The organism is Occallatibacter sp., from assembly GCF_049510455.1.
In the GTDB taxonomy this organism is placed as follows: domain Bacteria; phylum Acidobacteriota; class Terriglobia; order Terriglobales; family Acidobacteriaceae; genus Telmatobacter.
Window position 1 is genome coordinate 1 of record NZ_JBEKYX010000099.1, and the last position, 26,579, is coordinate 26,579.

A 26,579-nucleotide genomic window follows, 5' to 3' on the forward strand; every position below is an offset into this window, starting at 1 on the left:
TTAGCACCCATTGAGCGTTAATCGTTGAGTGCATTGGCGATTCCGCGCAACCTGAGAGTCTTTGCGGAGGATTCTGCGGGGAAAGGTTCGCGCTATCCCCGGTCTCAAAACCGAGACCCTTCGACAAGCTCAGGGCAGGCTCTGGGGCACCCGCCCGTTGGCGATTTTGTGCAAATAAAGTCGCGCCAGGGCTGAAGCCGCATCGCGGTATTTCCATCGAAATGGAACGTAATCGGCAATGAAACCGTATGCGCATGGGGAGAACAGATTTCTGTCGATCCTGTTCATTTGCGAACAAGTTCTTTCGAGATTGAACACCCGCGAGTTGAAGTCCGCTTGGAATACAACTTTACATCGTTCATTTCATAAGGCTTAACAAGCAATGATTTGGCGCGGGAATTGCTCGGTAATAATTGCTCGAATCTCCTTCATTCAACAGCGATAGGAAGGCCCCATGCAGAAATTGCTTCTCGATCTTCGCTTCGTGGTACGTCAACTGGCCAAGTCGCCGGGCTTTGCGATTACAGCGGTGCTCATGCTGGCATTCGCCATTGGCGCCACAACGGCGATCTTCTCCGTTGTGGAGGCGGTGATGCTGCGACCGCTCCCGTTTCCCGATTCCGGGCGGTTGATGGTGCTGGCGGACCGGCTGGCCGGGGTGGGGGTCGGCGGGGACGCGGGGGTAGGTGTTACAGTGCCGGATATCCGCGCCTACACGCGGGAGACGCATGGTTTTTCCGCGTTGGGCGGGTATCAGGGTGCGGGGTATGAGCTCTCAGGAACCGGCGAGCCTGCACAGGTGAGTGCGGCGCGGCTGACGGCAGGGGTCTTTTCCGCGCTTGGTGTAAACCCGGTCATGGGGAGAGTTTTCACGGCAGACGAAGACGAGCATAGCCAGCAGGTTGTGGTGCTGAGCTACGCAACATGGATGAGCAGGTTTCATAGCGACGCGCAGATTCTGGGGACGAAGATCCTGCTCGATCGCAAGCCTTATGTCGTGATTGGCGTGATGCCGCGGAACTTCGAGTTTCCATTGAACCCAGGCCAGTTGAACCGCTCGGAGCTGTGGGTGCCGATGAGCTTTCGAGCCGATGAACTGGTGCCTGCAGCGGGGGCAAACTGGAGCTACCAGATGGTGGGGCGCTTGAAGCCGGGCGTGAGTGCCCATCAGGCCGAGGGCGATGCGGAAACTGTGGCGCAGGAGATCATGCGCAACTATCCACCGATGATGGCGAACCTGCACATCAACTCCGTGGTGCGGCCGCTGCAACTGAACACGACAGAGCAGGCCGGGCCACTGCTGCGGACGCTGTTTCTCGCTGTGGCGGTGGTGCTGCTGATTGCGTGTGTCAACCTGGCGGGGCTGATGCTGGTGCGGGCGATCCGACAGCAGAGAGAAGTGGCGCTGCGAATGGCGCTCGGTGCGAGCGCGTCTGCATTGCTGCGCCAGGCGATTCTGGAAAGCCTTGTCATCAGCGTGAGCGGCGGAGTGCTGGGATTGGCCCTGGCCGCGGTGGCGCTGCGCGTGGGTAAGAGCATGCTTCCCGAGAGCCTGCCGCGTATAAACGAGATTGGGCTGAACTGGAATGTGGTGGGGTTCGCTCTGCTGCTGGGCGTGGTCACGGGCCTGGTGTGCGGGCTGGCTCCGGCATTTGCGGCGATGCGCACCAATATGAACGCGAACCTGAAAGAAGGCGGCAGATCCGGCTCGGAGGGCGGAGGCCACGCGCGTCTGAGGTCGACGCTGGTTGTGGCGGAGATTGCCACTGCGCTGGTGCTGCTGGCATCGTCGTTCCTGCTGTTGCGCAGTTTTGAGAAGATGCGGTCGGTGGATCTTGGGTACAAGCCGGACCACGTGACCACAGCTGCATATTCGCTTCCGCAGAAGCAGTACGAGAAGCAGTCGCAGGTGGATGAGTTCAACCGCGAGTTGCTGAGGCGTTTAAACGAGCTGCCGGGTGTTACCGCTACGGGCCTCACTACCGTACTGCCGGCTGGAGGCAACAACAATAATCAGACTTTTGTTGTGGAAGGGTATACGCCGCCCAAGGGCGCGACCATGAACCTGGCTACTGTGACGCAGGCGATTGGGAACTTTTTCCCGGCACTGGGAATTCCGTTGCTGCGTGGGCGGTTCTTCTCGGACGCTGACCGGCACGGCTCGCAACTGGTGCTCATTGTGAATCAGGGGCTGGCCCAGCATTTCTGGCCTGGGCAGGACCCCATCGGCAAGCATCTGCGCCTGGGTACGCCGGAGATGCAGACGCCGTGGATGACGGTAGTGGGTGAAGTGGCCGACGTGAAGCTGGCATCGCCGGATCAGCCCGCGAACATGCAGTACTACACGCCCGAGGATCAGATCGAGGATGACATCGGATCGCTGGGTAATCCTGCTACTGACCTCAATGGCAACGGCGGCTTCATCACGCTCAGGTCGTCTCTGCCGCCGGAGAAGATGGAAAACGCGCTGCGCTCGGTGGTGCGGGCCATCGATCCGCTGTTGCCGCTTACGCAGGTGCAGACCATGGAGCAGGCAGTGTCGGTAAGCGAGGCTCCGCGCCGCTTTAATACGGTGCTCATCGGGAGCTTTGCTCTTGCGGCGGTCCTGCTGGCAGTGCTCGGCATCTACAGCGTGATCTCGTTTTCCGTGGCGTCGCGTGTGCAGGAGATGGCGATCCGGATGGCGTTGGGATCGCAGCGCGGATCCATTGTGCGGCTGGTTCTGGGGTCGGGCGCCAGGCTGGCGGTGATCGGCTGCGTGATCGGACTGGCTGGCGCGGTGGCGGCTTCAAAATTGCTGCAGTCGCTTCTGTTCGGTGTAAGCCCGTTCGACCCGGTGGCGTTGTCAGTGGCGGCGGTGGGCGTATTGCTGCTGGCTCTGGTGGCCTCGGGAGTGCCTGCGCTCAGGGCGGCGTCCATTAATCCCATGCGCGCTTTGCGCGGGGAATAACACGAATTACGGGGCAGCAGCGCTCTTCTCGGCTTTGTCCGGATCGACGAAGCCGAGATGCGCGCGGACCGGTGTGAGGCGGGAATCGATGACCGCCGTTCCCGCGCCTGTTCGTGTCAACAAGCGATAACTGGCCTAAGCGCTCATTGAGATTTTGCTATTTGGTATTACCCGTGCCGGACGTGAGTCGTTGCGCCATGTATCCGCCATGTGGTCCATGTCAGATCGGATCGTGAACCGCGCGTGATAGCGTCCTTTCGGCAGTGGCGCATTTTCTCTTAAAAATACGCATATATAAGTGAAACGCATTTCTATGCGGACGCACTACTCTGCGTGACCCGATGGAACAGGTTGCGGACGGCCCGGTGTTCTCCGTGCGGAGATCCCCCAGATCTGCGTAGTTTGCACACGATCCGGGCCGGAAGACATTTGAGCGTGCTTTGCGTGATTTGCCGCGGCGCGCGCCGATTTTTGGGCCAGGCTTGTTCAGGTCGCACGCACCTGGACCGGTTTCCCAGAACACAGACGGGGCTCGCGTTTCGGAGGCGCGGGCTCCGTCTGTGCCCCCATCAATGCACGTGCCAGAAGGAGTCCTGGGCGCGATGAAGGCAAAAGAGCGCGATTTGGGCCGGAGTTCAGGGATGATCACGAAAATAATCTCGGCTACATTCTGGTTGTACATTGGCGGAATCATTTTGCTGGCGCTGTTTCGGGCGATGCCTGCGGCGGCGTATCTGCGCGGAAGGAGTCGGGGCGGCTCAGAAAGAGGGGGTCGTCATGATTCGTGATCCTCAGACAAGCCGAAGGATGCAAGGGGCGGCGGCAATGAGCTGCTCGGCGGCTGTTGCGCTGCCTGCAACGCGCGGAACTTTGGGGTCGCGCCGGGTGACTTCGGACAGTCCCAAAGGGCGCGGCGCTTATGGGGCGCAAATCGACCCGGTGCTATACTCGTCTCCTTTAAAGAAGGTGGGGACGGTGCTGCAATTTCATTCTTTTGACGCGGGTTACGTGGAAAAACTCTGTGCCGGCGATGGGGCGACACAGGAGCATTTCACTGCGTATTTCTCCGCGATTCTCCAGATCAAGCTGCGTTCGCGTCTGCGGTCTCCGCAGGCGGCGGAGGATGTGCGTCAGGAGACCTTTGCGCGGGTTCTGACGGTGCTTCGGCGGGATGGCGGTCTGCGGCAGCCGGAGCGTCTGGGCGCGTTTGTAAATACGGTTTGCAACAACGTTCTCTTTGAGCAGTACCGGTCGGCTGGACGGGGCGAGAGCCTGGATGAGGAAAACAGCGCTGAACCGATCGATCCGGGCAAGGATGCGCTGGAGATTGTGTCTTCACGGCAGATTGCTGCAAAGGTTCGGGAGATTCTGCTGGAGCTGCCGGAGCGTGACCGGGCTCTGCTGAAGGCCGTCTTTCTGGATGAGGGCGACCGCGAAGAGGTTTGCCGCAGGTTTGGAGTGGATCGCGAATATCTGCGGGTGCTGCTGCACAGGGCCAAGCAGGGATTTAAACAGGAATACATAAAACGCGTTGGAAGCCCTGTGCCGCAGGGAGCCGAAGCGTAAGCAATTTGCACTGTTGGTATTTTGATGGTTTTACTGAAGTTTTTGAATCAGCCTTGGAAAAAAATGAGGATTAAGACGATGAATCATAGCGAAGCAGTTGTACAGATGGCCGCCGAGCGGTACCTGCTCGACGAATTGGGCCCGGACGTTCGCGATGAGTTCGAAGAACACTTGTTCGAGTGTCCGGAGTGCGTGGTGGATGTGCGGGCGGGAGATGTGTTTCTGCGCGAAGCCAGGGTGCAGTTGCCTGCTCTGGTAGCGGACGATGAAGCACGCGCCGCGAGAGACCGGGAGAAGATAAGGCCGGCGAAGGAAAAGCGGGACTGGTTTGCGTGGCTGCGGCCTGCTTATTTGGCTCCGGCGTTTGCCATGCTGCTGGCGGTGGTGGCGTATCAGAATTTTGTGACGCTGCCTGGGCTGGAGCAGGCGGCGAACGAGCCGCGGCTGGCGCCATTGACGCCTGTACGTGGGGCGACACGCGGGAGCGAGCACCAGACGCTGACGACGTCGCACAAGTTGGGCCTGACGCTGCCAGTGGACCTGCTGCCGGTGGATATGCCGGCTGCGAAGTTTGCCTCCTATGCGTTTACGCTGACGGGCCCGGACGGGAAATCGGTCTGGAACGCCGCGATGCCGGCGCCTGCGGATGCGAGCCGCCAGATGTCGCTCGGAATTCCCGGCAAGCTGCTGAGCAACGGAACGTATACGGTAACCGTGGCGGGAATTGGCCCGGATGGCGGTCGCACGGATACGGAGCGGTATGTGTTTAATGTGATCGTGACGGAATAAGGTCGAGTGACGAACGACAAGGGACGAAAAAGCTGTTAACTGGTGGGCCTTGGTTTTGTAACGAGTGTCTCTTCAATCCTTCGTATCCCCGCGCGCAAAATCACGTGCCGGGGATACAGTGTTTTGAAATTTGTCATAAATGTATGCTGCGCCGGGTACAATTCCGGCAATTCCCCTAAGTTGCGAAAGGCGAAGTTATGTCGAGAATGCACGAGAATCCACCGGTGAATGGCAGGATCCACGAGTTTCATGCGGAGGCAACAATTCTCTCCGGAACCCTGCATCAGCCGCTTAAGCATACAATTGAGCCGCAGGCTAATGCGAATCTCTTCCACAATGGCGGGTATCTCTCGGAGCATGTGGGTGGGTTCCGGGTAGAGGGCGTGCTTACGTTTGATAAAGCGTATACGCAGGTGGCCGGAAACCCCGGAAAGAAGAAGAGACGTGGCTGGTCCACGCTGACCACGACGGTGGTGGAGGGCCTGAATGTGCTGGAGATTCTGACGGCGGACAGGGTGGTGGGGCAGATTATCACCGAGCATCCGCTGAAAGGATATGTGCCGCGCATCTCCTTTCTAGGAACGCGGATTGAGGGATTGAAGATTGCGGGATTTCCGGTGGAGCTGAAGTGGGATCTGGATATTCTGGGCGACAAGCCCGCGGAGGATCATTGCTACTCGCAGCATGAAGGCGTGCTGTCAAGGGTGAAGGATCTGGTGCTGGGAATCGGCAAGCCGGAGGAGCTTCCGGCTGAGGTGACCGAGCAGTACAATCGACTTTCATCGAATCGTAAGTCTCCGGGGGTCGTGGAATGTTCGCTGGTCAAGAAAGCGCGCGGCGACTACCCCGGCTGTACCTTTGGCCACATCATTCACGTGCCGGATTTCGGAACCATCGAGCTGGCGAAGCTGACCGTGAAGCACGAGGATTACGGCAATCCGGAGAAACCCTACAACCCGGATCCGAAGGTGCCGGAGACCACTACGATCACGCTGACGATGATCGACCTGAAACTGGGTTGCGCAGTGGACGGGGACATTCCGATCGGGACTGGGAACTCGAACGGGAGTACGAAGCCGGGCGGCAATTAGATCGGAAACACGGACGACCGCGGCGCTGGGGCAGGTGGCTTTGGCTGCTTTGCCCGCTGGCGCTGCTGGTTTTGATTCCGCTACGGGACAACGATGCTGACGGTGCGCAGATAGGCTATGAGCATACACTTCAGCTCTATCAACAGGAGCGCATTGACCTGGCGCGAGCCGAAGCTGCGGCGGGCTGGGCACGTTATCGAAAGACAGACCCCGCGCTGGCGGCAGATTATCAGTTGCTTTATGCCAGATCGCTGATGTATTCCGGCGACTACCAGCAAATTGTGCGGACACTGGCCTCTTATCCTGATCCCGGCCCTTCGGAAAGAGCGATTCAGCGATACATTACAGAGGCAAGCGCTTTGGCGGCGCTAAGTCAACACGAGGCTGCTGACAAGCAACTGACTGTGGCTGAGGCGCTTTGCCGCAAGGCAGACCTTGCGGCATGCGGCGGAGTGATCTCTGCGCGTGCGTTGATTGCTTTTGGCGCCGGTCAGGCCGACGAGGGACGTCAGCTTTATCTTCAGGCATACCAGTTTGCCCGCAGCCATCATGACCCGTGGCGGCAGGCAAATGCTTCGCTGAATCTGGGATACAGGGCGCTGCAAATGGAGCGTCTGGACGAGGCGCTTGACTGGTCGCGAATCTCGTATCAGATTTCATCTCAACATGACTATGACGGTGTGGCGGAGACCGCCGCAGGAAATCTTGGTTTTGCGTGGTACCAACTTGGGGACGGCGAGCGGGCGCTGGAGCGGTATCAGGAGGCTGAGAAGAAGGCCGAACTGCTGGGTGAGGAAGAAGATGAGTTTTTCTGGCTGAGCGATACATCCTATGTTTATCGCGACCGGGGAGAACTGAGCCGTGCTGAAGCGGTGGTGCAGAAGGCCCTGGGACTGGCGCGGGCGGCAAAGAACCAGGGCCAGATTGTGAATGCGCTGGGTGATCTGGCTTCGCTGGAAACGTCTATAGGTGACCTGAAGGAAGCGGGCGCTCACTTGCAGGAAGCATTGCCGATCGAAACGGCTGGCGGCCGCAAGCCACGGCCGCTTTTTGTGCTGAGACAGGGCGAGCTGGCGGCGGCGCAGCACGAATATGCCAAGGCTGAGGGGTTGTTTCACGCGCTGCTGAAGGACAAGGCCAGCCCAACGGCGGTGCGGCTGAATGCGGGCAATGACCTTGGCCAGGTGTACGAGAACGAGAAGAAGTATGCATCGGCGGAGCGCGAGTATCAGGAGACGATTGCGGCATGGGGTGAGGCGCGCGCCGCGTTGAAGCGCGAGGAGTCGGCGCTTTCGTTCGGCACAAATGCGCGCGAGATTTACGGGAACTATGTGCGCTTCCTGGTGGAGCGCGGACGAACGGCGGAGGCGTTGACGCTGGCAGACAAGAGCCGGGCGCGGACGCTGTCTGAAGGGCTGGGGTTTGGACAGAATCATGCGGCTGCCAGAGTTGGTTCTGGGCCGGTGGTGATGCGTCCGGAGCAGATTGCGCGGAAGACGGGAGCTACGCTGCTGTTTTATTGGCTTGGGGAAAAGGAATCGTACCTGTGGGCAGTTGGGCCGGAGAGGACTGTGTTTTCTACGTTGCCTGCGAGCCAGCAGATTACGACCTGGGTGACGCGCTACAACAAGGCGATTCTGGAGTCGGGCGATCCGGCGGAGTCTGCGAATGCCGATGGCGTGGCGCTGTATGCGGCGCTGATCGCTCCTGCGCTGAAGGTGCTGGATGCGCATAGGCCAGTGATTGTGCTGGCGGATGGCGTGTTGAACCAGATGAATTTTGAGACGCTGCTTGCGCCGGGTGCGGCGGGGCAAATCTCAGGACCTGAAGGCCACGACGATTCTGCTCGACTGGCTGCCGGGGCGCAGCACTACCTGGTGGAGGATTACACGCTGGAGTCTGCGCCGTCACTGGATCTGCTGGCGCATGGCGGGGCTGGTCCTGACGGGAAAGCGCAGGCGAAGGGCGATGTGGCGGCGAAGAATCTGCTGCTGATGGGCAATGCTGCTGCTGCGGATGCGGAGTATCCGCCGCTGCCGTTGTTCGGTGTGGAGATGACGCGGATTGCGGGCCGCTTTCAGCCGGAAGAGACGACGGTCTTTACGGGAGCGAAGGCCACGCCGGCGGCGTATGAGGCGGCGAATCCGGAGAAGTTCAGTTACATCCATTTTGTCTCGCATGCGACGGCCAGCGAGACAAGTCCGCTGGACTCGGCGATTATCCTGTCGAATCCCGCGGGGGCGAGCGCTGCGGCTTCCAGTGCGGGCGGAGTAAGCGCGTACAAGCTGTATGCGCGGGAGATTGTGGCGCATAAGTTGAATGCGCGGCTGGTGACGATCTCAGCTTGCTATGGAACAGGAACGCGGGCGTATGCGGGCGAGGGGCTGGTGGGGCTTTCGTGGGCTTTTCTGCGCGCCGGATCGCGGCAGGTGGTGGCGGCGTTATGGGAAGTGACGGATGAGTCCACGCCGCGGCTGATGGATGGACTGTATGCGGGAATTGCCGCGGGTAAGAAGCCGGTGGAGGCGTTGCGAGAGGCGAAGCTGGCAATGCTGCACTCGGGAACGCGATTCCAGGAGCCGTTTTACTGGGCGCCGTTTCAGATATATAGTCGCGAATGAAAAAGCAGGTTCAGGAACAGGGTTCAGGGTTCTATATATGGTGCGATGAGCTATAACAAAGACGCAAATGGCTTTCGATATCGGTTGAGAGTTGCGTTGAATCTTCGTGGTTGGTTGGGTGCTATTTCGAGGCTGACTGCGTGGAAGAAATGAATTCTTTTACGTGCGCGAATTCGGGGCGCGCGGATGTGCTGCCGTTGTTGGTGGATTTCAGAAGCGCGGCGTAGTACTGCTGCGCTTTTGCCTTGTCGCCTGCTGCTTCTGCTGCCAGCCCTGCGTGATAGAGGCCGTTGAAGCGGTTGGGGCTCAGCTTCAGGGCGATTGCATACTGAGCGAGTGCCTGTTGCGGCTGATGCGACTCAAGCAGCATGTCGGCCAGCATCTCGCGGGCCGGAATATCGACTTCGCCCTGGCCCACCTTGTCCTGCAGGTCGGCGGCGGCGCGGATGTTTTTCAGGGCTTCGTCCTGTTTGTCTTCAGCGAAGGCTACCCAGGCGAGGATCTCTTCGTGCTCGATCTTCGTGGCTGTGTCTTCGGCCTCATAGGAATGCTTACTCTTTTTAACTTTGTCCAGGAATGCGTCGTAGTTGACAAGGTCGGCTTGTGCTTCTTGCGGTTGGCCCAGGTGGCCGTGGCCGATGGCTCGCGCCCATACTGCCAGCATGGCTGTTTGAGGAGGCGCATCGGGGGCCGGCTCCAGCTTTACCGCAGAGTTCCAATCGCGTGTTTCCAGTGCATAGAAGACTGCATATTTGGTGCGGTAGGCGGGGCCCATTGTCTCCATACGAAGGTCATGATGATCTGACATCGCCGCCATGGAGGCGATTTTGGGCAATATCTCGGCGGTCTGGTTCAGAACCCATTTGGCACGGTCATCCTGGCCGCTCTGCAGGTAAGCGTAGAGCAGAAAGTCGTATGCGTGGGGCTCGTACATGATCGCGTTGCCGTATTTCACCTGTGCGGCTTCCGCGGCGGCTACCGAGCCAAGATTCGCATGGATGTCCTGCGGCCATAGGCCGAGACGGGCGTAGATGTGGCCCGGCATGTGATAGGCATGCGAGCTGGATTGCGCAATTTCGCCATAATGATTGGCTGCGGCCAGCCCTTCGGCGGCCATTTCGGGATTGTCGCAGGCGTGCGTGATGTAGTGATCGACGCCGGGATTGTCGGGATACTTTGCGAACAGGGGAGTCAGGACGGCCATTGCCTTGCGATTGGCGGCCAGGCTGGTGTCGTCCGGAGGAGCGGCTGCCAGCAGCGACAACGCATAGAATGCGCCTGCGTCAACGTCGTCCGGATACTGACTGTAGAGCTTGCCCATGTCGTCGGAATAGGCTTGAACACGCTCCGGAAATTGCTGCTTGCCTGGACGGTAGAAATCGCTCACTGCCGCGATGTAGGCGCTCTCCCTGGGTGTCTTTGCCGATTGCGATTGCGCCTGCTGTATTGCCGCCCATCCGTTGGCCATGTCGCTTTCCGATGGCCGGTTCCATATCTGATGGAAGTAGCTGAGGGCTACGCCCCAGTGCGCCATCGCGCAGTCAGGGGCAGACTTTGCAATCTCCTGAAACTGTTGCAGCGCTTCGTCATACCCGAAGTCATGCAGTTGAGCGAGGCCGCGATTGAACGGCTTCTGCACCGCGGGCGCGCACGAGATAGAAAAGGACACCGTACCCAGTCGTTCGGGAGCGGCAGCCGCATCCGGTTTGGCCGGATGATCCATTGCCATTTGAGCCACAACAGGCAGCGAGACCAGGGCAAGCACGGACAGCGACAGTATTTTCATGGTGGCTGAATTATAGGCCGGGTAGCTATTGGTTGGCTTGATGAGAAGTCCGAGCTGAAATCTCTTGCGCCTACGCCAGTGCGTTGAGATTGCGGCGGAGGTTCTCAGGGGAGCCGGCGGCCAGGAGCTTTTCGATTTCCTCGTGCGTGGATTGCCAGGTGGGCATGGCTGCGGCGAGAGCTTTCTTGCCTTTGATGGTGAGGATGAGGATGCGGCTGCGGCGGTCGTTGAGGTCGGGAGAGATTTTGACGAGGCCGCGGCGCTCAAGCGGCTTCAGGGCGGCGGTGAGCGTGGTGCGGTCCATGGCAAGAAGGGATGCGACGGGCGCCATCGATGGCGGCTCGGGGCGGTTGAGGCTCATGAGAAGAGAGAACTGGCCGTTGGTGAGGCCGAAGGGGCGGAGCGCCTCGTCGAAGCGGCGGGCGAGAGAACGGGCGGCGCGCTGCACATGGAGACAGAGGCAGCAGTCGCGTACCAGAAGCGTGGTCTGGTAGGGGAGGATGTTTGCCTCGGGCGCAGGATTCGCGCGGCGAGCAGGACTTGGAGCGATTTTCATTTGTGACGCAATTTTAACCTTGACACGGAGATAGATTGGTTGATACCAACGTATAAATCGAGATTTTATGGTAGTTCCATCTCTGGAGCAAGCCTATGAACTTTCTGCGCGATCTGCAACATGCTCTTCGTTCCCTTTCCCGAGTTCCTGCACTATGGATTACCGTGGCGCTGACGCTGGCGCTGGGCATTGGCGCGAATGCGGCCATCTTCAGCGTGGTGCGCGCGGTGCTGTTGAAGCCGCTGGCCAACCAGGATGAAAGCCGGCTGCTGTACATCCGGCAGAGCGCGCAGGGGTTGGGCACGGATAACGCGAATTGGTCAGTTCCGGAGATACATGACATCAACTCGGGGCTAAAGTCAATCGGCGAGATTGGAACTTTCTCGGAGACGAACTTCACGATTGTCGGACTGGGTGCGCCGCGCACGGTGACTGCGGGCGTGGTGGATGGAAATTACTTCCAGGTGATGGGGCTGCGGCCTGTGCTGGGAAGGCTGCTGGGACCGGGCGACGACGGGCGGAATGCGCCGGGCGCGATTGTGCTGACGTACAACTTCTGGCGCGACTCGCTGCATGGCGACCCGAATGTGCTGGGTAAGGTGGTACGGATTGAGGTCTATCAAGGGCCGACCTCGGGAGTGGTGGTGGGCGTGCTCGAGCCTTCGGTGCCGTATCCATCGGCGACGGAGATTTTTGCCAACCTGGTGACGAGCCCGCATCATCTTTCGGCGACGATGGTAACGGGGCGGTCGCACAGGATGACGGAGGTGTTTGGGCGGCTTGCGCCATCCGCGACGCTGGAGCAGGCGCGGTCGGAGCTGAGCACGGTTTACTCGGCGATGACGAAGGCGCATACCGAGCAGTATCACCCGACGGATCACTACCAGATCGGCGTCACGCGGATGCATGACCAGCTCAACGAGAAGGCCAACACGATTCTGTGGATTCTGTTTGCGGCGTCGGCGCTGCTGTTTGTGATTGCGAGCTCGAATGTGGCCAACCTGGTGCTGGCGAGATCGGTACGCCGCGAAAATGAGTTGGCGACGCGTGCTGCGCTTGGCGCAACGACTGGAGCGCTGAGGCGGACACTGCTGGCTGAGAGTTTGGTGCTGTGCGGATCGGGCGCGATTGCGGCTGTGGCGCTGGCGATTCCGATGGTGAAGGAGCTGGCGCGGTATGCGGCGCGGTTCACTCCGCGGGCAAGCGAGATTCATCTCGACTTTACGCTGGTGCTGGCGGGAGTTGCTCTGGCTGTATTAGCCGCGGTGTTTCTGGCGTTCGTGCCGCGGCTTCCTTCTCCGGATGCCGTGCAGGGCGGGCTTGCCGGTCGCGGAACGCGGGTGACGGGTGGGAGCAGTGCGCGGTTGCGCGTCTTTGCGATTACGCAGATTGCGGCTTCGTTTCTGTTGCTGGTGGGAGCGGCGGTGCTGATGCGGACGCTGTTTGTGCTGGAGCAGACGCGGCCACCGTTTGATACTTCGCACGTAATGGCGATTGATTTGCCGGTGATGGCGTTTGGCAGGACGCCGGAGCAGATTACGGAGTTTCGGCGCGAGGTGGTTCGTAATGTAGCGGCTATTCCGGGCGTGGAGCATGCGGCCGAGGGCGCTTCCGTTCCATGGCGCGCCGATCAGGGCAAGGGAGTTGCACTGCAGTTTGCGGCGTCGGGCGCGCGGCGTCCGGATGGGCAGGATTATCGCGCGAAGTTCCGTCCGATTGGGCCGGGATTTTTTGAGACGCTGGGCGTGCCGATCCTTGCGGGGCGCGATTTCAACCCCGGCGACAAGCAGGGCGCCGAGCAGGTCGTGATTATCTCGAAGAGCCTGGCGGATTTCCTATATCCGGGACAGAATGCGCTGAACCGCGCGATTCACTGGACCGATCCGGTGATCAAGTTCGTCGGCATCGGCGACGGACCTCGGCGAATTGTGGCGGTGGTACCGGACTTTGATGACGAAAACATTATTCCTCAGCCCGCGATGACGATCTATCAGCCCACGGAGCAGGAGGGTTTTCCGGGAAGCCTGTTTGTGCGCGCGAAGCAGGATCCCTACACGCTGCTGCCGGAGATCACGAGAAGGATTCGCGCGATGTCGAACGACCAGCCGGTGGAGAAGCCTACGACACTGGGCGATGTGCGGGCTGAGGTGCTTTCGCCGGACAAGCTGAATGCGATTGTCTTTGGCGGCTTCGCCGCTGTGGCGCTCTTGATCAGCGTGGTGGGCGTGGCGGGCGTGCTGTCCTTCTCGGTATCGAGCAGGACACGCGAGTTCGGCATTCGCATGGCGCTGGGCGCGCAGCCGGCTACGATTCTGGCAGGAGTGCTGCGGGATGGGCTGTGGATGGCGGGCATTGGCGTGGCGGCGGGCATTGTGATGGGCTTTGTGCTGGCGCGCGTGGTGGCAAGCCGCGTGACGGCGATCGACCAGCCCGGAGTGCTGGCCTTTGCTGGAGCGGCGGGAGTGATTCTTGCGGCTGCGGTGGTGGCGTCGGCGATTCCCGCGATGCGCGCGGCGAGGGTGAATGCGGCTGAGGCGCTGAGAGCGGAATAAGGCAGGGACAGGGACAAAGGGAAATACAAAAACAGGTCCTTCCCCTCTTCCGCACCACATTGCAAAGCGCATAAATTTGCTGAAATTGCGCGCGTTTGGGCAGAAAATGGTGAATTTCACCGAAAATACAGGAAAACGCGCAAATCTCGTCAAGTTTTTTCTGTGCCACGAATGGATGAGCAAATGAGCTATACTTTCCTGCGTCACCTTTCCATCAGATGAGGGGTTCACTCACATAAAACTCAAGTCTCTAGCCGTGTCCAATTTTCGTTGCTACCGTGCAAAAACCGAATTAGCTTTCGATGACTTCACGACTCTTGTTGGGCGCAACGATTGCGGCAAATCGTCACTCCTTGATGCCTTAGAAACATTCTTTAACGACAAAGCATCAGACAAGAACGATGCAGCGAAGGGGGCAACGCAAAAGCGGTCACCCTTACATGTGTGTTTAATTCTCTACCAACCGAGTTGCTGCTCGATGAGACTGCCAACACTAAACTAGCGGACGAGTATTTGCTGAATACCGACGGCGATTTGGAAATCACAAAGATTTATAACTGCTCGATTGAGAAGCCTAAGGAAACTCTGATTAAGTGGCACGAACGGTAGGTCACGGCTTCAGCCGTGACATAAATGCAGCAAAATCAATGCGGCTTTAGCCGCTGAGGTATGCTTCACGGACTTAATCAGACCTTTGCGCCTTCCAACGCCCCTCCAAGACACCAAGCAAAGATGGACGTTGTAAATGCGCGGCCAAACTGTCGAGCGGTATCGACTTCACGCCTTGAAATGGAGAACTATGTTCATCATTCGGCGATTAACGCTTGCGCTCAAGCCCTGAACATTCAATGCAATCTGACTGTGTCGTATGGCCATGACGATGACGTACCGACGCTGTTAGCGGCTGAACTCAACCTAACCGCACCACAACAATCCAAATGGGGCGCAAATCGTGTTAAAGGATGGCTTGCTGACACGGTTGTTCCAACGATGGACGGTGTAATGTTCGCGCATATTGACCCGCACAATGAAATGCAGGGCTGGATGAACACCATAGCGACACTTATGAACCCCTAGATGGCCGGACCTTAGACAAGCGTTCGTCTAACAACAACGAATGCTTACTACCATTTCACGCCTCATGGATCACATCAAGGGCTGTTCCGTGTGTAAGAGCGAAGGACAGACGCCGTTGGAAGTAGACTCACATCAGCCGTTTGACTAGGCTCCCTCCTTCTCCACCCCAGCGACGAAGACCTGTCGCCGGGGACCCCAGGCCTGAAGAACGGCTAAGGTCGGGATGACGGTCCTTTCCGGGAGAGCGTGCGGCTTCCGTTACGATGACAAATCACATTGATTGCTCAGGATGACTAACCAGCTCATTTGAGCCTTACTTATTTTTTCGGATGGCTGGGGCTTGTCTGTGCGATTGCTTGATCGAGCATGGTGTAGAGCTTGTTGAAGTCGGTGACTTCAGTGTAGGGCGCGGCTCCGCCGGTGCGGTCGGTGACGATGTAAAGCGTGGGTGTCTGGTGAACGCCGAGGCTGTCCGCGAAGGCGATGTCAGACTTTACGGCATTGAGGAATGTGCCCTGCGGATCGATGGCGAAGGGCAGTGCGATGCCGTGCTGTTTTGCATAATTTGCGGTGAACTGATTCAGATCGCTGATTGTCTCGATGCTGCGTTGATTGGCGAAGATTGCATCGCGATAATCGTTGCCTGAATGCGTGGGCTGTGCATCGAACCAGCGGGCGTTGACTGCGGCCTGCGTGCTCCAGTTGTGATACGGAATCAGAAAGTCATGCCTGATCCACGGGATGTGGTATTTGGCGGCGGTGTCTTTGAGCAGGGGATTTTCCTGCGCGCACTTGGGGCACTGGAGATCGCCGAATTCAATGAGGGCGACGTGCGATCCCGGAGGCGGCTTGAGAGCGGCGAAGCCCTGGGCGTGGCTCATGCTTGCGGCCAGTAACCATGCGAAGCAGAGCGTGGCGAAGATGCGATGAAGCGAGAGGGTTGAATTAAGCTTGTTGGGTCGGCGGGTTGAATTCGGCATGTAAGGAATTCGACGAAGAAGAAGGAGTAAAGACTTCATGCGATTTGGGATCGCCTTTCTGGCGCTTTTGGGGCTGATTGTATCAATCCTTGCGTTGCGGGTACATTACTCAAACGATCTGGAGCCATGTGACATCAACTCGCATTGGGACTGCGGGATTGTGAATCACAGCCGGTATGCGGAGGTGGCGCGCGTACCGGTGGCCGCGATTGGTATAGCGGGTTACCTGGCATTGGCTGTACTTGCGTTGTTGAAGCGGCGCGGGCTCATACTAACGGCGGCTGTTCTCGGACTGGCCTTTGCGCTGTATCTCAGCTCGATTGAGGCTTATCGGCTGGAGGTCTGGTGCCTGTACTGCGTGATTTCGCAGGGAGTGATCGCGCTGATTGCGATTCTCGCCGCGCTGTGGCTGTTTCCGGGACGCAGACGTGCAACCCGCGCATAGACTGAGCCGGCTGGATTTCAGGATTGCACGGTTTATCCACGGGTGGTGGATAATGAGACTACGAATGCCCAGCCCACCTTCCCCGTTGGGATGCAAAGAGAAAACTGAGTGGTCGGCTACTACGATCTCTGGACTGTTTTTTGCTCGTTTGTGATTGCGTTTCTTGCTGGGTTCGCCGCCTTTGAGTCGGTGGATCACGTGCGGGCGGGCGCGTTGCGGCAGAGGTGGGTCTTTTTTGGCGGCGTGACGCTGGGGCTGGGCATCTGGTCCATGCACTTTGTCGGCATGCTGGCCTGGCATCCGCCGTTTCCGCTGTTCTACGCGGTGGACCGGACGGTGCTTTCCGTGCTGGCGGCGATCTGCGCCTCCTGGCTGGCGCTCTACCTGGTGACGGACAATCTTGCGGGGCAATCGCTGTTTCGGCGTGGACTGGGGGCGCTGCTCGTGGGTGCGGGCATCTGCTCGATGCACTACATCGGCATGACGGCGCTGGGTTTTTCCGGGCGCGTGATGTGGGATGTGCCGTGGCTGCTGTGCTCGTTTGCGATTGCGGTGACAGCCTCATGGGCGGCGATGGCGCTGCTGGCGCGCGGCGGCGATGGGATGAAGGATCTGACCCCGCGATTGATGGCTTCGGCGGGGATTGCGGTGGCCATCTGTGGAATGCACTATGCCGGGATGCGGGCCTTCATGCCGGAGCCGGGAGCGATGAGCCTGCGCATGCCGGCCAGCTTCAGCGGCGTGGCGCTGGCGCGGATTGGCGTGGGCAACGCGATGCTGTTTACCTTTGCGCTGCTGGTGGTTTCTTATCGCGACAAGGCGCGATGGATTCAGAGAGCGGGCGCGGCGCGGATGGAAAGCGCGGAGGCGGCTCGCAAGCTGGAGGCGCTGGCGGCTGCGGGCAAGATTGCGGCCAGCGTGGCGCATGAGATCAACAATCCGCTGGAGGCGGTGACGAACCTGCTGTACCTGGTCCAGATGGGCAATGTGGGCGAGCGCGAGCGCGAGTACCTGGAGATGGCGCAGAAGGAAGTCGGACGGATTGCCTCGATCACCACGCACACGCTGCGTTTTTATCGCCAGCAGAGCGGGCCGTCGCCGGTCTCGATTCCGGATCTGCTCGAATCCGCGCTGGTACTCTTCCAAACTCAATTGACGGAGCAGAAGATCACGCTGGAGCGCGAGTGGCCGGAGAATACGCCGCAGATAGTCTGCCGCGAAGGCGAGATTCGGCAGGTGATTGCCAACCTGATCAGCAACGCGATTGACGCAATGCCGGACGGCGGCAAACTGCGGCTGGGTGTGAAGCCTGTTCCCAAAGGACTCGAGGTAGAGGTGGCCGACACCGGACGGGGGATTCCAGCCGAGGTGCGGAGCAGGATTCTGGAGCCCTTTTTTACGACCAAAGGGTGCAATGGGACCGGGCTGGGACTGTCGATCTCGGCGGAGATTCTGGCGCGGCATGGGGGACGGCTGGACTTTGAGTCGGAGGCGGACGGAAACGGGACTTGCTTCCGGTTCTTTTTGCCGTTTACGCAGGAGGCAGCCGTTAGCTCTTAGCTTCGATACCAGCTTTGCAACATGTGCCACTCACCGCAGCAAAACGGAACCAGCAGAATCATCTGCTTCTGCTGGTTCCACCTCAACCGAGCTAAAAGCTTAAAACGGCCTGCTGCGCGGCGAAGATCTCTTTCAATCCCGCTTCGGCGAGATCAATCAGCTCATTGAGCTGCGCGCGCGAGTAATTGCCCTTTTCCGCCGTGGCCTGGGTTTCGACCAGGCCGCCGTCGGCGGTCATCACCACATTCATATCCACTTCGGCCTGCGAGTCCTCCTCATAGCAAAGGTCGAGGAGCGCGTTGCCTTCAACGATGCCGACGCTGGTGGCGGCGACGAGCTGCTTCATGGGCGATTGCTTGAGCGTGCCGGATTGGACGAGCGCGTTGAGGCCGAGAGCCAGCGCGACCGCCGCGCCGGTGATGGCCGCGGTGCGCGTGCCGCCGTCGGCCTGGATGACATCGCAGTCCAGGATGACTGTTCGTTCACCGAGAAGGCTCATGTCGATGACCGAGCGTAAGCTCCGGCCGATAAGGCGCTGGATCTCGTGGGTGCGGCCGCCAATCTTGCCGCGCTCGCTCTCGCGGGGCGTGCGGGTGACGGTCGAGCGAGGGAGCATGGAGTACTCGGCGGTGACCCAGCCGCGGCCGGAGTTGCGGAGCCAGCCGGGAACGCCCTGCTCGATGGTGGCGTTGCAGAGCACGCGGGTGTTGCCGCAGGCGACGAGGACGGAGCCTTCCGCGGTCTGGACGTAGCCGGGAGTGAGGGTAAAAGGCCGCAATTGGGCCGGGGCGCGGCCGCCGGGCCGGAAAAAGGAAGGGGACGAACTCATAACGGAATTGTACCGGGTCGGTTTTGGGTCGGATCCGGGGTTGAATTCGGGCTGATTTCCGGGATTGGGATTCCCTGGCTGGGACGGGCGGGAAGTGGCGGGCGCAGCCGATTTCATTTCGGGAAAGCGGAATTGAAATGGGAAAATACAATTAAATCATTTGTAATCAATCGATTACCAGGAATGATTTTCGACGATCGTTTCATTTCGGGACCAATCCGGGAACGGCGGCCGATTTAAGGCGGGAATGCAAATAGTCTCATTCCTTTTCTAATGAACCACTTAGGGAATGCGTTCGAGTTTGGCACGCGACGTGTATATAAGCGGGACAGAAGCGGATGCGCAACGCAAATTTGGAACCAGACGAATTCGGAACGGAAGCCGGGCAGTGGGGCGGATTCGAAACCAAAGGCGGACGCAAGAAAAGGGGAATGAGGCAAATGCACACAACGGCGGAAACAGCGCGAACTCCGGAAAATAATCGTGGAAGTGTTCGCGGCAGGGCGCAGGCCTTTGCCGAGACCCTGGCATCGTCGCACAGGCAGTCGGAGTCACTCTCCGAACTGGCCCACGATGCGCGGAATATGGTGATGGCGTTATCTCTCTACTGCGACCTGCTGGAGGAGCCTGGAGTGCTCTCGCTCCCTTTCCGGCACTATGCGGCCGAGCTGCGGCTGGTGGCGGCTTCAAGTCGGCGGCTGGTGGAGAAGCTGGCGCTGCTGGGCAAGCGGGAGGCGGCGGGTGCGGCCTGGCCCAGCAAAACCGGTCCCACTGCAACCAGGCCGGTCGCGCTCAACATGGCAGTGCCGGAGCAGCCAATCGAGGATCTGCGCGAGGAGGTATTGGCGGCGCGAAATCTGCTGGACGCGCTGGCCGGGCCGCTGGTGGCGGTGACGGTTTCGGCTCCGGTGGGCGCGCTGCCGGTGTGGCTCACCACCGAAGACCTGACGCGGGTGCTGGTGAACCTGGTGAAGAACGCGGCAGAGGCCATCGGCGGCAAGGGAACGGGAACAGGGGCGGGCCGGATCGAGATTACCCTGCGCGAGCGCGCCGCCAGCGCCGATGCATTGCCGGCTCTGCTGCTGACCGTCGAGGATTCGGGACCGGGCATCGATCCGGGGCAACTGGAAGCGGTCTTCGAGCCGGGCTTTACCACCAATACCCACGCAAAAGAGGCGACGGGGGCATGGCCTGCCGCTCACAGGGGCCTGGGACTCTTCATCTGCCGCTCCATTGTGGAGGCCGCGGGCGGGCGCATGCTGGCCGGAAACCGCGGCCGCATGGGCGAGCAGCCGGGCGGGGCGCGGATCGAGATCGAGCTGCCGGTGCGGACTCAGTAGGAAGTTGCCGGCGGATTCATGGAACAGGTCCGGGACAGCGAAGGTACCTGAACTTTCAACACTTACCGAACGAAAACCCACGCGAGGCGAATACAATGTTAGCAACAGTCTTCCACACACCATCGATGGAGTTCTTTCCTCAAGCAGCAGAGCCGGTTGCGCGTTTGCACCTGCTGGTCGTTGACGCCGATCCGGCGATTCGCTCGGCCTGCGCCGAGATTGCCTCGGGGCTGGGCTACGCCGCCGAAACCACTGCCGACTTTCAGCAGGCGCGGAGCCTGCTGCGATCGAGCGCCGCGGACATTCTGCTGGTGAACCTGCCGCAGACCGGCTCGAGACAAGGCCTGGAGCTGATCGCCGAGGTCAAGCTGCTCTACCCGCGCATCGCGATTGTTGCCATGACCTCATCCGGGCTGGTCAACACCGCGGTCGAAGCGATGCGCTGCGGCGCGAACGATTATCTGACCAAGCCGTTCACGATGGATGACTTTTCGGGAGTGCTTGAGCGCGCGAACCAGGCCGTTTTGACCGATACGGCATCCCGGCAGTTGCGCGAACAGTTGCGCGCGAGCCAGGGCCTGGGCGCGATGATCGGCCGGTCTCCTGAAATGGAGAAGGTCTACCGCATCCTGTCGAAAGTTGCCCAGAGCACGCATCCGGTCCTGATCCTGGGCGAGAGCGGCACGGGCAAGGAGCTGGTGGCGCGCACGATTCACGCGTACGGGCCGAATGGGCAGAAGCCCTTTCTGCCCGTCGATTGCGGATCGCTGGTGCCGACCCTGATCGAGAGCGAGCTCTTTGGCTACGTGAAGGGAGCCTTCACGGGCGCGAATCGCTCGAAGGATGGGTTGCTGGTCTCGGCCGAGAGCGGAACGGTATTTCTCGACGAGATTGGCGAGCTGCCGCTGGACCTGCAGGCGAAGCTGCTGCGGGCGCTGCAGGAAAGAGAAGTCCGGCCCGTGGGCGCGACGCACCGCGTGCCGATCAAGGCGCGCATCGTGGCGGCGACGAATCGAGACTTGTCTGCGATGGTCGAGAACGGGAGCTTTCGCAAGGATCTCTTTTACCGGCTCAATGTGGTGAACCTGCGGCTGCCGTCGCTGCGGGATCGCCGCGAGGATATTCCTCTCTTGGCGGCGCATTTTCTGGATCGCATCAGCCGGGAGCGCGTAGGCAAGTTTACGCTGAGCGACGAAGCGCTGCGGACGATGATGCGCTACGACTGGCCGGGCAATGTGCGCGAGCTTGAAAACTCCGTGGAGAGGGCCTGCACCATGTCCTCCGGTCCAATCCTGGAGCTGGGCGATCTGCCGACGCAGTTGCAGAACACGGGTCTGGAGGCGCGGCGGATCACGTTGGAGGCAGGGCAGCCTGCTGAAAATGGCGCAACGAGCGCGGCGCCGGTGGCGACGCTGGCCGATCTTGAAAAACACGCGATTCTCTCTGCGATCCGTACGCTCCACGGCGACAAGCTGCAGGCCGCGAAGCTGCTGGGCATCGGCAAGACGACGCTCTACCGCAAGCTGAAGGAATACGGCATTGCGGACCCGCTGGCGGAGTGAGAAAAGCAGCTTTCAGCTATTAGCTATTAGCTTTTAGCTCGACTGCGCGAGTGCTGGCTGTCGTGATGGATTCTGACTTTCCAGCCTGGTTGAGTTCAACGACAAATTTTTCAAGCCGTGCTTTGAAGCTAAAAGCTAAGAGCTAATAGCTGAAAGCTGTCTTCCAAGGAGACTTTTATGAGCATTCTTCTCGTGACTGGAATTGAAGGGGCGCGCAACTGCGCCGATGTGATTGCCAAGAACCTGGGAACCGAAGTGGAAGTGGCCGAGGGGCGCAAGAGTGCGCTGACCGCGCTGCGGCGCGGAGAGTTTTCCGCCATTGTGGTGGACGAAACCATTGCCGAGTGCGATCCGGCTGCCGCGGAAGCCATCTGGGAGCGGGCGGGTCTTGCGATTCCTGTGCAGGTGAACTTTGCGCTGACCGGCGCGGCGCGGCTGATCCGCGAGCTGCGCGCGGCGCTGAACCGTCGCGAGCGGGAGCAGGCGCTGGCGCGGAAGGCTGCTGCCGCGGCGATTGAGTCCGAGCTGAAGTCTACGGTTGCGGGCCTGCTGCTGCACTCGGAGCTTGCGCTTTCCGGGTCGGATGCGGATTCGCCGGTAGCGGAGCGGCTGCGCACGCTGGCGGATCTCGCGGGAATTCTCCGGCAGAAGCTCAGCGCTCCGCTTCCCACGCGCGGCGAGGTAGCGCCGGCGATTCACTGAGACTTGGATTTCAAGTTTGCGTTGCACGCGCAAAACGCCGGGGCGGGCTTTGCAGTAATGTCCTGCTCCGGCGAATTTTTGTGCGCGTGAATACGAATCGAATCGGCTATTGTGCAACGGGCGTATCGGGACGAACGGTCTTGAAGGCGAGCGTGATGCGCGAAAGCACCTGCACGGGAGCGCCATTGAGCACAAACGGCTTGAAGCGCATGGCTTCGATGCGCGTGCGGGCTGCGTCATTGAGACTTTGATTGTCGGAGACGATAGTGCCGGTTTCGCGCACTGCACCGGTCCTGTCGATGGAGACTTCTGTGGTAAGTACGCCTTCGAGCGGGCCGTCTTTCGTGGGTGGCCACGGCGTTGGGTCTTGCGGCAGCAGGTTTTTGCGTAGATCGAGCTCGTCTGGAAATTCGATCTGGATGGAATACGGGTCGCCGTCCGCGCCTGCTGTGAACCATCCGTTCTGAACAGCATGGAGGTCTTCGAGGATGATTATCTTCGCCGTCACTTCCGGCGATCCGCCGGAGACAGTGCGGGCTACCTGTCGTTTGTGGAATTCCTGATAGTCGTGAAATTCCCCACTCCATCCAAAGCCTCCGCCATAGAGGAGCAAGCCTGTCTGATCGTTGAGAGCAATGCTCGCGCCCATGCCTTTCTGAACCTCGCCATTGCTGCTGAGGATGGTCCAGCTAAGGTGGGTCATTCCAATCGTATGTGTCTCTTGGCCGTTTCTAACGAGGGTTCTTCCAGGAAGCTGCTTCACTTCTCCGCTATCCATTTGCTTATAGAGATCGGCTGAGAGCGGGACGGGCAGCATGAGAGCGTCCGTGATCTCGCGGAGCCAGTTGGGAAAATAATCGCCATCGTTCTTTTGCCAGGTCTGACCGCCGCTGATGATCTGGACCTGGTGAAACCCCGGACAACTCACTTCACGCCGCCATTCCGTGGGAGATTTCCACCAGATTTCGACGAGGCCGGTGCGGCCTGAGTCCTTATCGCGGTCGAGGCTTGGGGCAAGCATGGCTTTGAGATGGAAGGGATGGGTTCCGGGCCGATCGAGAGTGCTGATGGCGACTGCTTTCTGGACCCGCTTGACGATGCCATCCGCATGAGCAGCGGAGCAGGAGACGGCAAGTGAGAGTGCAAACATGAAAAACAGGATGCGGCGCATGGCAGACACTGTATATCAGCGAATGCGAGAAAAGAAAGCGTGGCCTTGAGAGTATTGCGCTGAACCATGCCGTGCGCTGGCATATCGAGCGGCAGATTCTATGCTATCGAAATAAGGCTGTCGTTTTTGATGAAAGCGCCTGGGCAACGGTGCATGATTGGGTAATCCCGTCGCCGCGCGCCGCGCAGTACACTATCCCTCAGACCTATGCCATTGACCGTCGCGGAGTTTGTGCAGCGCTGGAAGATTTATTCGCAGTCGGAGAAGGCCGGCGCCCATGAGCACTTTCTCAACCTGTGCGAGGTGCTCGGCCAGAAGACGCCCGCCGAAATCGACTCGGCGGGAGAAAACTATGCCTTCGAAAAGCATGTAAGCAAAACGCGCGGCGGCAAGGGCTTTGCCGATGTCTGGCTGCGCGATCGTTTCGCCTGGGAGTACAAGGGCAAGCACAAGAACCTCAATAAAGCCTACGAGCAACTGAACGACTATCGCGAGGACCTGGGAAACCCGCCGCTCCTTGTGGTCTGCGATCTCGAACGCTTTGAGGTTCATACCAACTTCACAGCCACTTCCAAGCGCGTCTACGCCTTTGACCTGGACGATCTGAACCGCAACCACGTTACAGCCGCGTGCCCGCTGCCGCCGCTCGACGTTCTGCGCGCTCTCTTCGGCGACTACAACGTGCTGCGTCCCGAGCGCACCGACGCGCAGGTCACGCAGGAGGTCGCCAAAAAGTTCGCGCGGCTTGCTGAGCGGCTGGAGCTCGGAGGACGCAACCTCGGCGCGGGCAGAGAAGAGATTGCGCACTTCCTCATGCGGCTGCTCTTCTGCCTCTTCGCGGACTCCATCGGCCTCCTGCCCGACCATCTCTTCCGGCGGCTCATTCAGCAGGACCGCTTCAGTCCGAAGAAGTTTCTGCGCAAGCTGACAAACCTGTTTGAAGCCATGAGCGAGCCGGACGGCATCTTCGGCGAGCACTCCGTGAAGTACTTCAACGGCGGCCTCTTTGACAGCTCTTCCATCATCCAGCTTGACCAGGCGGATCTGGGAATTCTCTACGACGTTTCCAAGAACTACGACTGGTCGCGCGTGGCCCCGGCCATCTTTGGCACGCTCTTTGAGCGCTCGCTCGATCCCGTGCGCCGCTCGCTCATCGGCGCGCACTACACCTCGCAGGAAGACATCCTGCTGCTGGTCGAGCCGGTGGTGATGCGGCCGCTGGAGCGGCGCTGGGAGGCTGTGAAGGCGCGGATCGCGGAGTCGCTTGCGCGTGAAAAGGCTGAGGAAGAGGCGCGGGAGAGCCGCCAGGCGCGTCTGCGGGTAGGCCGCGAGAGCGAAAAGCTGCTGGGCGACTGGATTGCGGAGTTGACCGGCGTAAAAGTGCTTGACCCGGCCTGCGGCTCAGGCAACTTTCTCTACGTGGCGCTGCGCCGCCTGCTCGACCTGTGGCTGGAGACCACCCGCTTTGCTGTTGCGCACAGCATCTCGCTCGTGACGCCGGCAATGGTCTCGCCGCGTCAGCTTCTGGGCATTGAGACGGAGTTCTACGCGCACGAACTGGCCTCGGTTGTTGTCTGGATCGGCTATCTGCAGTGGAAGTACGAGCACAGCGTGCATGAGGATCGCGAACCCATCCTTGAAAAGCTCGCGAACATCGAGCACGGAGACGCGATTCTGCGTTATGACGGCGAAGGCAAGCCATACGAGCCGGAATGGCCGCAGGCGGACTTCATGATCGGCAATCCGCCGTTTCTGGGCGGGAAGCTGCTGCGCAGGGAGCTGGGCGACAAATACGTGGATGATGTATTCGCAGTCTATGAAGGGCGCGTGAAAGCGGAGTCTGACCTTGTTGTGTATTGGTTTGAAAAGGCACGTCAGATTTTGGTTGAGCACCCGATGGTCCGCGTGGGACTTGTTGCTACACAGGCTATACGCGGTGGCGCTAGTCGTGGGGTATTAAAACGAATCTCTGAAACTGCAAGCATATTTTTTGCTTGGAGTGACCGGGATTGGATCAACGAAGGAGCGGCAGTTCATATATCTCTAATCGGATTCGATGGAGGGGATGAATCAGAGCGCACATTGGACGGCATTCGTGTGAATGAAATCAATCCCGACCTGACAAGCGGCACGGATGCGACTCTGGCGCTACCACTTATCGAGAATGCAAACATCTGCTTTATGGGAACTACTAAGGCTGGCTCATTTGATATTGATTTCGCTACGGCGAACAAGATGTTAAGAGCCCCGATCAATCCGAATGGCAGACACAATTCGGATGTAGTGCGACCTTGGATCAACGCGCTGGATATAACACGCCGTCCACGCGGGATGTACATCATCGATTTCGGCGTTGATATGTCTGAAGAGGCGGCTGCGCTCTATGAAATGCCCTTCGAGTATGTCCGAGCGCATGTTTACCCGGAACGTAAATCTGAAAATCGCGACCTTGGAGACAAACCGCGTTGGTTGCACGGTCGTTCACGCCCAGAACTGAGAAACTCGCTTTCAAAAATCCCGAGGTACATTATTACGCCTCGTGTTTCAAAGCATAGGCTCTTTGCATGGCTCGGGACCGATACACTTCCTGACTCAGCAACGTTCGCGTTTGCGCGTTCAGATGATTATTTTTTCGGTGTACTTCATTCTTCAATTCACGAAATCTGGGCGCGAACTCAAGGCACGCAGTTGCGCGAAGTAGAAAGCGGCTTTCGCTACACGCCGAACTCTACCTTCGACACCTTTCCCTTTCCGTGGCCGCCGGGAACGGAGCCTACTGAGGAAGCGGAGCCGCGTGTGCGGGCGATTGCCGAGGCGGCGCGGGAGCTGGTGCGGCTGAGGGACAACTGGCTGAATCCGCCCAACTGCCCGCCCGAGGAACTGAAGAAGCGCACGCTCACCAACCTCTACAACGAGCGGCCAGCGTGGCTGGAGAATGCGCACCGGGCACTGGATCAACCGGTCTTTGCGGCCTACGGGTGGCCGTGGCCGTTGGGGCGGGA

Annotated in this window: 19 protein-coding genes; 14 read left to right on the plus strand and 5 right to left on the minus strand. The window is 59.6% G+C overall.

The window, feature by feature from the left end; translation table 11 throughout:
* Positions 1 to 454: 454 nt before the first annotated feature.
* From ABSG47_RS16820 to ABSG47_RS16840, 5 genes are all read left to right on the plus strand, one after another.
* The gene (locus tag ABSG47_RS16820; protein ID WP_424170859.1) at positions 455 to 2,950 is read left to right on the plus strand and encodes an ABC transporter permease; all 2,496 of its coding nucleotides are present in this window, start codon (positions 455 to 457) and stop codon (positions 2,948 to 2,950) included.
* A 777-nt stretch (positions 2,951 to 3,727) separates the two neighbouring features.
* Positions 3,728 to 4,516 (plus strand): RNA polymerase sigma factor, encoded by a 789-nt coding sequence (locus ABSG47_RS16825; protein ID WP_424170860.1) that lies wholly within the window; start codon positions 3,728 to 3,730, stop codon positions 4,514 to 4,516.
* A 78-nt stretch (positions 4,517 to 4,594) separates the two neighbouring features.
* Positions 4,595 to 5,305, plus strand: coding sequence for an anti-sigma factor family protein (locus ABSG47_RS16830; RefSeq protein WP_424170861.1), 711 nt, complete (start codon positions 4,595 to 4,597; stop codon positions 5,303 to 5,305).
* A gap of 197 nt (positions 5,306 to 5,502) precedes the next feature.
* A complete protein-coding gene (locus ABSG47_RS16835; protein ID WP_424170862.1) occupies positions 5,503 to 6,396 on the plus strand; it encodes a hypothetical protein in 894 nt (297 codons plus the stop codon).
* Positions 6,397 to 6,467: 71 nt separating this feature from the next.
* Positions 6,468 to 9,017 (plus strand): CHAT domain-containing protein, encoded by a 2,550-nt coding sequence (locus ABSG47_RS16840; RefSeq protein ID WP_424170863.1) that lies wholly within the window; start codon positions 6,468 to 6,470, stop codon positions 9,015 to 9,017.
* Positions 9,018 to 9,138: 121 nt separating this feature from the next.
* Here the strand turns inward: ABSG47_RS16840 and ABSG47_RS16845 are convergent, their stop codons facing one another.
* The gene (locus ABSG47_RS16845) at positions 9,139 to 10,803 is read right to left on the minus strand and encodes a tetratricopeptide repeat protein (RefSeq protein ID WP_424170864.1); all 1,665 of its coding nucleotides are present in this window, start codon (positions 10,801 to 10,803) and stop codon (positions 9,139 to 9,141) included.
* A gap of 70 nt (positions 10,804 to 10,873) precedes the next feature.
* The gene (locus tag ABSG47_RS16850; protein ID WP_424170865.1) at positions 10,874 to 11,359 is read right to left on the minus strand and encodes a MarR family winged helix-turn-helix transcriptional regulator; all 486 of its coding nucleotides are present in this window, start codon (positions 11,357 to 11,359) and stop codon (positions 10,874 to 10,876) included.
* A 95-nt stretch (positions 11,360 to 11,454) separates the two neighbouring features.
* On the opposite strand from ABSG47_RS16850, the gene ABSG47_RS16855 reads away from it, so the two are divergent.
* From ABSG47_RS16855 to ABSG47_RS16865, 3 genes are all read left to right on the plus strand, one after another.
* Complete coding sequence (locus tag ABSG47_RS16855; protein ID WP_424170866.1) at positions 11,455 to 13,911, plus strand: ADOP family duplicated permease; 2,457 nt, start codon at positions 11,455 to 11,457, stop codon at positions 13,909 to 13,911.
* A gap of 235 nt (positions 13,912 to 14,146) precedes the next feature.
* Positions 14,147 to 14,413, plus strand: coding sequence for an AAA family ATPase (locus ABSG47_RS16860; protein ID WP_424170877.1), 267 nt, complete (start codon positions 14,147 to 14,149; stop codon positions 14,411 to 14,413).
* 167 nt (positions 14,414 to 14,580) lie between these two features.
* Entirely contained in the window at positions 14,581 to 14,988 is a 408-nt protein-coding gene (locus ABSG47_RS16865; protein WP_424170867.1) for a hypothetical protein, read from the plus strand.
* 317 nt (positions 14,989 to 15,305) lie between these two features.
* Here ABSG47_RS16865 and ABSG47_RS16870 read toward each other — a convergent pair whose 3' ends face one another.
* Positions 15,306 to 15,968 carry a DsbA family protein gene (locus ABSG47_RS16870; protein WP_424170868.1) on the minus strand — a complete coding sequence of 221 codons (663 nt, stop codon included), beginning with the start codon at positions 15,966 to 15,968 and terminating at the stop codon, positions 15,306 to 15,308.
* A gap of 37 nt (positions 15,969 to 16,005) precedes the next feature.
* Here ABSG47_RS16870 and ABSG47_RS16875 point away from each other — a divergent pair, with 37 nt between their 5' ends.
* Positions 16,006 to 16,413 (plus strand): vitamin K epoxide reductase family protein, encoded by a 408-nt coding sequence (locus ABSG47_RS16875; RefSeq protein ID WP_424170869.1) that lies wholly within the window; start codon positions 16,006 to 16,008, stop codon positions 16,411 to 16,413.
* Between the two features lie 108 nt (positions 16,414 to 16,521).
* Positions 16,522 to 17,973 (plus strand): MHYT domain-containing protein, encoded by a 1,452-nt coding sequence (locus ABSG47_RS16880; RefSeq protein ID WP_424170870.1) that lies wholly within the window; start codon positions 16,522 to 16,524, stop codon positions 17,971 to 17,973.
* Between the two features lie 91 nt (positions 17,974 to 18,064).
* Here the strand turns inward: ABSG47_RS16880 and rph are convergent, their stop codons facing one another.
* Positions 18,065 to 18,802, minus strand: coding sequence for a ribonuclease PH (rph, locus tag ABSG47_RS16885; RefSeq protein ID WP_424170871.1), 738 nt, complete (start codon positions 18,800 to 18,802; stop codon positions 18,065 to 18,067).
* Positions 18,803 to 19,242: 440 nt separating this feature from the next.
* On the opposite strand from rph, the gene ABSG47_RS16890 reads away from it, so the two are divergent.
* The 3 genes from ABSG47_RS16890 to ABSG47_RS16900 all read left to right on the plus strand — a co-directional run bounded on the left by ABSG47_RS16890 (position 19,243) and on the right by ABSG47_RS16900 (position 22,406).
* On the plus strand, positions 19,243 to 20,142 hold the full coding sequence (locus ABSG47_RS16890) for a sensor histidine kinase (protein ID WP_424170872.1): 900 nt from the start codon (positions 19,243 to 19,245) through the stop codon (positions 20,140 to 20,142).
* Positions 20,143 to 20,237: 95 nt separating this feature from the next.
* Entirely contained in the window at positions 20,238 to 21,704 is a 1,467-nt protein-coding gene (locus ABSG47_RS16895; RefSeq protein ID WP_424170873.1) for a sigma-54-dependent transcriptional regulator, read from the plus strand.
* A 177-nt stretch (positions 21,705 to 21,881) separates the two neighbouring features.
* On the plus strand, positions 21,882 to 22,406 hold the full coding sequence (locus ABSG47_RS16900; RefSeq protein ID WP_424170874.1) for a hypothetical protein: 525 nt from the start codon (positions 21,882 to 21,884) through the stop codon (positions 22,404 to 22,406).
* Between the two features lie 106 nt (positions 22,407 to 22,512).
* Here ABSG47_RS16900 and ABSG47_RS16905 read toward each other — a convergent pair whose 3' ends face one another.
* Positions 22,513 to 23,577, minus strand: a complete 1,065-nt coding sequence (locus ABSG47_RS16905; protein ID WP_424170875.1) for an energy transducer TonB — start codon at positions 23,575 to 23,577, stop codon at positions 22,513 to 22,515.
* Between the two features lie 207 nt (positions 23,578 to 23,784).
* Between ABSG47_RS16905 and ABSG47_RS16910 the strand changes: the two genes are divergently transcribed.
* Positions 23,785 to 26,579, plus strand: a 2,795-nt coding sequence (locus tag ABSG47_RS16910) for a class I SAM-dependent DNA methyltransferase (protein ID WP_424170876.1), incomplete at its 3' end; no start/stop codon positions are given.

Excerpts from the sequence above, each read along its gene's own strand:
- ABSG47_RS16820 (WP_424170859.1), top strand. The coding sequence starts at position 455 with ATGCAGAAATTGCTTCTCGATCTTCGCTTCGTGGTACGTCAACTGGCC.
- ABSG47_RS16825 (WP_424170860.1), top strand. The coding sequence starts at position 3,728 with ATGATTCGTGATCCTCAGACAAGCCGAAGGATGCAAGGGGCGGCGGCA.
- ABSG47_RS16830 (WP_424170861.1), top strand. The coding sequence starts at position 4,595 with ATGAATCATAGCGAAGCAGTTGTACAGATGGCCGCCGAGCGGTACCTG.
- ABSG47_RS16835 (WP_424170862.1), top strand. The coding sequence starts at position 5,503 with ATGTCGAGAATGCACGAGAATCCACCGGTGAATGGCAGGATCCACGAG.
- ABSG47_RS16845 (WP_424170864.1), bottom strand. The coding sequence starts at position 10,803 with ATGAAAATACTGTCGCTGTCCGTGCTTGCCCTGGTCTCGCTGCCTGTT.
- ABSG47_RS16850 (WP_424170865.1), bottom strand. The coding sequence starts at position 11,359 with ATGAAAATCGCTCCAAGTCCTGCTCGCCGCGCGAATCCTGCGCCCGAG.
- ABSG47_RS16855 (WP_424170866.1), top strand. The coding sequence starts at position 11,455 with ATGAACTTTCTGCGCGATCTGCAACATGCTCTTCGTTCCCTTTCCCGA.
- ABSG47_RS16865 (WP_424170867.1), top strand. The coding sequence starts at position 14,581 with ATGCTTCACGGACTTAATCAGACCTTTGCGCCTTCCAACGCCCCTCCA.
- ABSG47_RS16870 (WP_424170868.1), bottom strand. The coding sequence starts at position 15,968 with ATGCCGAATTCAACCCGCCGACCCAACAAGCTTAATTCAACCCTCTCG.
- ABSG47_RS16875 (WP_424170869.1), top strand. The coding sequence starts at position 16,006 with ATGCGATTTGGGATCGCCTTTCTGGCGCTTTTGGGGCTGATTGTATCA.
- rph (WP_424170871.1), bottom strand. The coding sequence starts at position 18,802 with ATGAGTTCGTCCCCTTCCTTTTTCCGGCCCGGCGGCCGCGCCCCGGCC.
- ABSG47_RS16890 (WP_424170872.1), top strand. The coding sequence starts at position 19,243 with ATGCACACAACGGCGGAAACAGCGCGAACTCCGGAAAATAATCGTGGA.
- ABSG47_RS16895 (WP_424170873.1), top strand. The coding sequence starts at position 20,238 with ATGTTAGCAACAGTCTTCCACACACCATCGATGGAGTTCTTTCCTCAA.
- ABSG47_RS16900 (WP_424170874.1), top strand. The coding sequence starts at position 21,882 with ATGAGCATTCTTCTCGTGACTGGAATTGAAGGGGCGCGCAACTGCGCC.
- ABSG47_RS16905 (WP_424170875.1), bottom strand. The coding sequence starts at position 23,577 with ATGCGCCGCATCCTGTTTTTCATGTTTGCACTCTCACTTGCCGTCTCC.